The organism is Baekduia sp. (assembly GCF_035318805.1).
Classification (GTDB): Bacteria; Actinomycetota; Thermoleophilia; order Solirubrobacterales; family Solirubrobacteraceae; genus Baekduia.
Genome location: NZ_DATHDY010000100.1, coordinates 102635 through 109898, shown reverse-complemented (window position 1 = coordinate 109898; position 7264 = coordinate 102635). Strand labels below are relative to the sequence as shown.

Annotated in this window: 9 protein-coding genes; all 9 read right to left on the bottom strand. The window is 71.6% G+C overall.

Annotated elements, in window-relative coordinates:
* Positions 1-562, bottom strand: a 562-nt coding sequence (locus tag VK501_RS21540; RefSeq protein ID WP_324341064.1) for a GTP-binding protein, incomplete at its 3' end; no start/stop codon positions are given.
* Positions 563-574: 12 nt separating this feature from the next.
* Positions 575-1486, bottom strand: coding sequence for a sulfate adenylyltransferase subunit CysD (gene cysD / locus VK501_RS21535; RefSeq protein ID WP_324341062.1), 912 nt, complete (start codon positions 1484-1486; stop codon positions 575-577).
* Positions 1483-2379, bottom strand: a complete 897-nt coding sequence (locus VK501_RS21530; RefSeq protein ID WP_324341060.1) for a sulfite exporter TauE/SafE family protein — start codon at positions 2377-2379, stop codon at positions 1483-1485. The genes cysD and VK501_RS21530 overlap by 4 nt, the downstream gene beginning before the upstream one ends.
* Positions 2380-2385: 6 nt before the next feature.
* Entirely contained in the window at positions 2386-2994 is a 609-nt protein-coding gene (locus VK501_RS21525; RefSeq protein WP_324341058.1) for a phosphoadenylyl-sulfate reductase, read from the bottom strand.
* Entirely contained in the window at positions 2982-4799 is a 1818-nt protein-coding gene (locus VK501_RS21520; RefSeq protein ID WP_324341057.1) for a nitrite/sulfite reductase, read from the bottom strand. The genes VK501_RS21525 and VK501_RS21520 overlap by 13 nt, the downstream gene beginning before the upstream one ends.
* A 105-nt stretch (positions 4800-4904) precedes the next feature.
* Positions 4905-6164 (bottom strand): RNA polymerase sigma factor, encoded by a 1260-nt coding sequence (locus tag VK501_RS21515; protein ID WP_324341055.1) that lies wholly within the window; start codon positions 6162-6164, stop codon positions 4905-4907.
* On the bottom strand, positions 6161-6508 hold the full coding sequence (locus tag VK501_RS21510; RefSeq protein ID WP_324341053.1) for a YciI family protein: 348 nt from the start codon (positions 6506-6508) through the stop codon (positions 6161-6163). The genes VK501_RS21515 and VK501_RS21510 overlap by 4 nt, the downstream gene beginning before the upstream one ends.
* A 16-nt stretch (positions 6509-6524) precedes the next feature.
* Positions 6525-6875, bottom strand: a complete 351-nt coding sequence (locus tag VK501_RS21505; RefSeq protein ID WP_324341051.1) for a YciI family protein — start codon at positions 6873-6875, stop codon at positions 6525-6527.
* Positions 6876-7022: 147 nt separating this feature from the next.
* Entirely contained in the window at positions 7023-7250 is a 228-nt protein-coding gene (locus VK501_RS21500; protein WP_324341049.1) for a hypothetical protein, read from the bottom strand.
* Between the last annotated feature and the right edge of the window lie 14 nt (positions 7251-7264).

Here is a 7264-nt window from a genome sequence, read left to right as displayed (position 1 = left end):
CGCTCGAGCGGTCGACGACGTTGTCCCCGTGCAGCGCGCTGACGGGGATGAAGGTCAGGTTCTGCAGGCCGATCTCGTTCGCGAAGCACAGGAACTCGCGCACGACCGTGTCGAAGCGCTCCTCGGAGAAGCCGGCGAGGTCCATCTTGTTCACGCACACCGTGACCTGCGGCACACCCAGCAGCCCCGCGAGGGCGGCGTGGCGGCGCGACTGCTCGGTCAGCCCGCGGCGGGCGTCGACCAGGATCACCGCGAGGTCGGCGGTCGAGGCGCCCGTGACCATGTTGCGCGTGTACTGCACGTGGCCCGGGGTGTCGGCGATGATGAACGTCCGCCGTGAGGTCGCGAAGTAGCGGTAGGCGACGTCGATCGTGATGCCCTGCTCGCGCTCGGCGCGCAGGCCGTCGGTGAGCAGCGCGAGGTCCGGTTCACCGTCGCGGGTGACCGCCTCCAACGCGTCGCTGTGCAACGACTTCGCGTCGTAGAGCAGCCGCCCGATCAGGGTCGACTTGCCGTCGTCGACGGAGCCGGCGGTGGCCAGGCGGAGGAGGGTCGTGTTCATGAAGTTGGGGTCCTAGAAGTACCCGGCGACCTTGCGGTCTTCCATGGCCGCCTCGGACACGCGGTCGTCGGCACGGGTCTCGCCGCGCTCGGTGACGTTGGTGGCGGCGATCTCGGCGACGACGGCCTGCAGCGTGGAGGCCTCGGAGGCCACGGCGCCGGTGCACGAGATGTCGCCGACCGTGCGGTAGCGCACCGAGGCGGTGAACGGCTCGGAGTCGCGCTCGTCGCGCCCGATGAACGGCGAGTCGGCGTAGAGCATCCCGTCGCGGCGGAAGACCTCGCGCTCGTGGGCGAGGTAGATCGACGGCACCTCGATGTCCTCGTCCTGGATGTACTGCCAGACGTCGAGCTCGGTCCAGTTGCTCAGCGGGAACGCGCGGACGTTCTCGCCGCGGCGCACGCGGGCGTTGTAGAGGTTCCAGAGCTCGGGCCGCTGCGCCTTGGGATCCCAGCCGCCGAAGTCGTCGCGGAAGGAGAGGATGCGCTCCTTGGCGCGGGCGCGCTCCTCGTCGCGGCGCGCGCCGCCGAAGGCCGCGTCGAAGCCGTGCTCGGCGAGCGCGTCGAGCAGCGTCGTCGTCTGCAGCCGGTTGCGCGAGGCGCGCGGGCCGGTCTCCTCGGTCACCCGGCCGCGGTCGATCGACTCCTGCACCGAGGCGACGACGAGGCGCTCGCCGAGCTCCTCGACCATCTTGTCGCGGAACTCGAGGACCTCGGGGAAGTTGTGCCCCGTGTCGATGTGCATGAGCGGGAAGGGGAACCGGCCCGGGCGGAAGGCCTTCTCGGCGAGGCGCACGAGGACGATCGAGTCCTTGCCGCCGCTGAACAGCAGCACCGGCTTCTCGCGCTCGGCGGCGACCTCGCGCATGACGTGGATGGCCTCGGCCTCGAGGGCCTGCAGGTGGGTGAGCGTGTGGGTGCTCATGCGGGGAGGGCCTCCGGGAGGGGACGGGCGGGATGGCGGCGTACCTGGACGCGATGGATCAGCGCGACGACGATGCCGACGATCACGGGCACGCCCACGATCGTCCAGGTCGGCAGGTCGACGCCCGCCTTGGTCAGGACGCCGAGCGAGGAGCCCAGCAGGACGCAGCCCAGCGCGGGACGCAGGACGATGGCCGGCACCTGGCTGCTGAGCGCGGTGCCGATCAGCACGCCGGGCAGCGAGCCGACGAGGATCGTGCCCATCAGGGCGAAGTCGATGTTGCCGGCGACCAGCTGCGCCAGGCCGGCGGCCCACAGCACGATCGCCGCGTGGAAGACGTCGGTGCCGACCACGCGGTGCGGCGTGAGGCGGAAGACCAGGATCAGCGCCAGGCCGATCAGGGCGCCCGAGCCGACGCTCGTCAGCCCGAGCAGGAAGCCCAGCACGACGCCGAGGCCGACGGCGCGGACCTTGGTGCCCGTCGTCAGCTCGACCGTGTGGCGCTCGCGCTCGATCGCCGCCTGCAGGAACAGCGCGCGGAAGAGCATCGAGATCGAGACGACCAGCAGCGCACACGCCACGCCGGTCAGCAGGATCGACGGCGAGTGCTTGAGCACCAGCTCGAGCAGGATCACGCCCGCGACCGAGCCCGGCACGCTGCCGAACGCCAGCCACTTCGACACGCCGAGGTCGACGGTGCCCTTGCGCAGGTGCCGCCAGCCGCCGAGCGTCTTGGTGACCGCGCCGTAGGCGAGGTCGGTCCCGATGGCCACCGTCGGGTGCACTCCGGCGAACAGGATCAGCAGCGGCGTCATGAGCGAGCCGCCGCCGATGCCGGTCATGCCGATGAGGACGCCGACCCCGAGGCCGAAGACGATGACGAGGGGGTCCACGAGACCTCAGACCACGTGCAGTCCGCACTCGGTCTTGTCGGTCCCGGCCCAGCGGCCGGCGCGGCCGTCCCCGGGCTGGGTGCAGCACGCGCACCCGATCGAGGCGTAGCCCGAGTCGTGCAGCGGGTGGTACGGCAGGTTGCGCTCGAAGATGCGGCTCCAGACGTCCTTCTCGGTCCAGAACGCCAGCGGGTTGTACTTGGCGATCCCGCGCTTGGGGTCGACCTCGACCAGCTCGGCCGTCGCCCGGGTCGCGGCCTGGTCGCGACGCACGCCGGTGATCCACGCGTCGGCGTCGCCGAGCGCCCGCTCCAGCCCCGCGACCTTCAGCGGGGTGCAGCAGTGCTCGGGACCGGTCCAGGGCTGCTCGGGGTTCGCCGCGTCCTCGACCTCGACATGGACGCCGTAGTGCTCCTCGAAGCGCTTCCAGGTCTGCAGCGTCTCGGGGAACAGCACGCCCGTGTCGATCGTGACGACGCGAACCTGCGGCGCGATGGCCAGCAGCTCGTCGAGGATCACCGACTCCTCCTTCTGGAAGGAGCACAGAAAGACGAGCCGCTCGTGCTGGGCGGCCGTCTTCAGCGTCTCGGTGAGCTGGTCGCTCAGACCGCGCACTCGCCCTCACCCCGGATCACCTGGAACGGCACGCTGCGGTCCCAGTCCAGGAACATGTTCATGGTGTCGAGGCCGAACTCGACCGGCAGCGCGAGGTCGTGCTTGACCTCCTGCTCGAACCGGATGGTCCCCACGCGGTCGGCGTACTGCTTGAACGTCTCGCCCTCGGTGCGCTCCGCCTCGTACATGCGGATCCAGCGCTCGACGGCGACCGGGACGCGCTTGGCGGGCAGGCGCACCTTCAGGCGGGCGCCGTAGCCGACCGCGCCCTTCTCGTAGGTGCCGCCCACGTGCGCGACATACGCCGGGATCGTGTGCTCGCCGACCTTGATCGACGCGCCGTAGAACCCCAGGTCGGCGATGTGGTGCTGGCTGCAGCCGTTGGGGCAGCCGGAGTTCTTGATGTGGATCCGCCGTGAGAGTGGGTCCTGGATGTCCATCTCCAGCAGCTTGGCGTTGATGGCCGCGTTGAGGCCCATCGAGCTCGTGATGCCGAGCTTGCAGGAGTCGGTGCCGGGGCAGCTGACGTTGTCGGTGATCTCCTGCGCGCCGGCCTCGCCGAGGCCGATCGCCGTCAGGCGCTGCCACACGTCGTAGACCGCCTCGTCGCGCACCCAGCGCAGCACGAGGTTCTGGCCGACGGTCGTGCGGGCCCAGCCGCCCGAGAAGTCGCGCATGATCTGCGCGAGGTCGCGGAACTGCGACGGCGTGAGGTCGCCGCGGTAGACCTTGACCTCCACCGCGTTGAAGCCGGCCTGCTTCTGGGCGCGGACGTTGGACTCGCTGAAGCGCTCGAACTCCGAAAGGTCGCCGTTGGGCGAGCCGAAGGACGCCGGGACGGCCGGGGCGGCAGCCTCCTCGTCGACATCGAAGCGGCGGGCGGCCACGGAGAAGTCGCGCTCGGCGACCCAGTCGGCCCGGAGCTGCTCGTCGACCTGGTTGCGCAGCTCGTCGATGCCGAACTTGTCGACGAAGACCTTGATGCGCGCGCGGGCGCGGTTGACGCGCAGCCAGTCCTGGGCGTCGAAGATCCGGAACACCGCCTCGGCGACCTTCAGGTAGTCGCCGTTGTCGGCCAGGACGAAGTCGTACAGCGTGGGCGCGATGCGCGGCATGATCGACGTGCCGCCGCCGACCCGGACCTCGAAGCCGCGGTTGCCCGCGGCGTCGACCTTGGAGATGAAGGCGATGTCGTGGATGCCGGTGATCGAGCGGTCCTCGCCGGGCGTGCCCTCGAAGGCCGTCTTGATCTTGCGGGGCATCAGCTGCGTCGTGGGGTGCCGCACGAAGTAGCGGACGTAGGCGCCGACGTAGGGCGTCGGGTCGAAGACCTCGCCGTCCAGGATCCCGGCCCACGGGTCGCCGGTGACGTTGCGGACCGTGTTGCCGCAGCCCTCGCGGCTCGACAGGTTGCTGTCGGCCAGCTCGCGGATCGCCTTGGCGGCGTGGCGCAGCGGGATGTGGTGGATCTGGATGTTCTGGCGCGTCGTGATGTGCGCCTTGTCGAGCGGCGCGTACTTCTCGACCACGTCCGCGAACGCGTCCATCTGGTCGGGCGTGATGCCGCCGAACGGCAGCTTGACCCGGATCATCTGGACGTCGGGCTGGCGCTGCCCGTACACGCCCTGCTTCAGGCGGAAGCCGATGAACTCGTTCTCGGGCGTCTGCCCGTCGAGGAACTTCTCGGCCTCGTTGTCGAAGTCATCGAATTCCTGCGTGATCGCGGGGATGATGTGGCCGGGGACGTTCTCGTAGACCTCGGGGTTCTTGAGGGTCCCCTTGCGGCCGAGCGTGGTGGGCTCCATGCGGGCAAGGTAGCAAAACCCGATCGCAAATCCACCTATTAGCTCTGCCGCTTGGCCAAGCCGTTTTCACACGATTTCGGTGGGAATACGGCCCGTCGACCGGGCTCAGACGGCGGCGCGGCGTCGCTGCAGCTCGGCGCGCTCGACGGCGTTGCCCGTGGCGGCGATCGCGCGGTCGTAGGCGGCGGCCGCGGCGTCGGCGGCGCCCGTGCGGCGCAGCAGCTCGGCGTGCGCCGCGTGCAGCGGCGCGTAGCGGTCCAGCCGCGGGTCGTCGAGCAGCGGCCGGACGAGCTGCAGGCCGGCCTCGGGCGCGCCGGCGAACGCCAGCGCCGCGGCGCGGTTGACGCGGATGACCGGCGACGGCGCGCGCCGGTCGAGCTCGGCGTACAGCGTGGCGATCTCGACCCAGTCGGTCTGCTCGGCGCTCTGCGCGGTGGCGTGCAGCGCGGCGATGGCCGCCTGCAGCTGGTAGGGCCCCGGGCAGCGCAGCGCGATCGCGTCGTTCAGCGCGCGGGTGCCCTCGGCGACGCGGCCCTGGTCCCAGAGGGAGCGGTCCTGGCGGTCGAGCGCCACGTAGGCGCCGTGGTCGTCGGTGCGCGCGTCGCGGCGGGCGTCCTGCAGCAGCATGAGCGCGAGCAGGCCGAGGATCTCGGCGTCGTCGCCGACGAGGTTGACCAGCAGGCGGCCCAGGCGGATCGCCTCGGCGCACAGCTCGCCGCGGACCAGGCGGTCGCCCTCGGCCGCGGCGTAGCCCTCGTTGAACACGAGGTAGACGGTGGCGCAGACGCCGGCGATGCGGGCGCCGAGCAGCTCGGGCGGCGGGACGCGGTAGGGGATCCCGGCGGCGGCGATCTTGCCCTTGGCGCGTACGAGGCGCTGGTACATCGCCGCCTCGGTCGTCAGGAACGCGCGGGCGACCTCGGCGGTCGTCAGGCCGCCGAGGCACTTGACGGTGAGGGCGACGCGCGCCTCGAGCGCGAGCGCCGGGTGGCAGCAGGTGAAGATCAGCCGCAGGCGGTCGTCGGCGATCAGGGGATCGTCCTCGTCGCCGAAGGCCTCCGGGTCGGCGCCCGGGTGGGCGCCCGCCGCCGTGTCGCGCCGGGCGAGCGCGGCGAGCCGCTCGATGCGGTCGGCCAGCCCGCGCTCGCGGCGCAGGCGGTCGATCGCGCGGTGGCGCGCGGTCGTGGTGATCCACGCCCCCGGGCGGTCGGGCACGCCGTCGCGCGGCCAGGTCGCCACCGCGGCGGCGAACGCGTCCTGCAGCGCGTCCTCGGCCAGGCCGAAGTCGCCGACCTGGCGGATCAGCGTCGCGAGGATCGCCGGGCCCTCCTCCCTGAAGGCCCGGGCGATCGCCGCGTCGGTCATGGCTGGTCGAACTCCATGACGGGCCGGACCTCGACCGTGCCGTAGGGCGCGTTGGGCACCTTCGCCGCCCATGCGACGGCCGCCTCGCGGTCGGGCGCGTCGATGGCGTAGTAGCCGCCGAGCATCTCCTTGGTCTCGGCGAAGGGGCCGTCGGTGACGAGCGTCTCGCCGTCGCGGACGCGGACCGTCGTCGCGGCCTCCAGGCCCTCCAGGGCGTTGTCGCCGAGGTGGGCGCCGGCGTCGGTCAGCGACCGGCCGTAGGCCATCCAGTCCTCCATCGAGGCCCGCGCGTCGGGATCGTCGCGCACCTCCTTGGGGACGTAGAGCAACAGCATGAACTTCATTGCGGCGGCCTCCGGCTCAGGACTGGTCGAAGACCATGATCGGGCGGACCTCGACGCTGCCGTAGCCGACGCTCGGGATCTTCGCCGCCCACGCCAGCGCGGTGTCGAGGTCGGGCACGTCGATCAGGTAGTAGCCGCCGAGCATCTCCTTGGTCTCGGCGAACGGGCCGTCGGTGACCAGCGTCTCGTCGTTGCGGACGCGCACCGCCGTGGCGGTGTCGAGGCCCTGGAGGGCGTCGCCGGCGACGAGCACGCCGGACTCCTGCAGGTCCTGCGTGTACTGCATCCAGCGCGGGTACTCGGCGGCGAGCTGCTCCGGAGCCGGTCCGCCTTCGACCGGCGTGTAGATGAGCATCATGTACTGCATGGTGGCCTCCGTGGGGTCGTCTTCTCGGTCGGCGTATCCGGCCGTTCGAGGACTCGACGGCCAGGGTGCGACCGATTCGACACCTTCTGCGCGCTCGAGGCAAACGTGGCGCGTTGCCACTCGTGTGGCGGCCGGCGCCGCCCGCGGTCAGCCGCCCCAGGGAACCGGGTCGCCCCAGGGCGAGGGCGCGTCGGGCTCGCGGCCGGTGCCCTCCAGCAGCGCGGCGCGCTGCCAGGGGTTGGCGCGCGGCGCCTCCTCGACGACCACGGGCGCGAAGTCCCGCATGAACCGCTCGAGGGCCGCGACCACGGCGGCCGCCTCCTCGGGGGAGGCCGACGGCGCGACGATCTCCAGCTTCGGACGGCGGTTGGGCACGCGGCAAGCCTAGA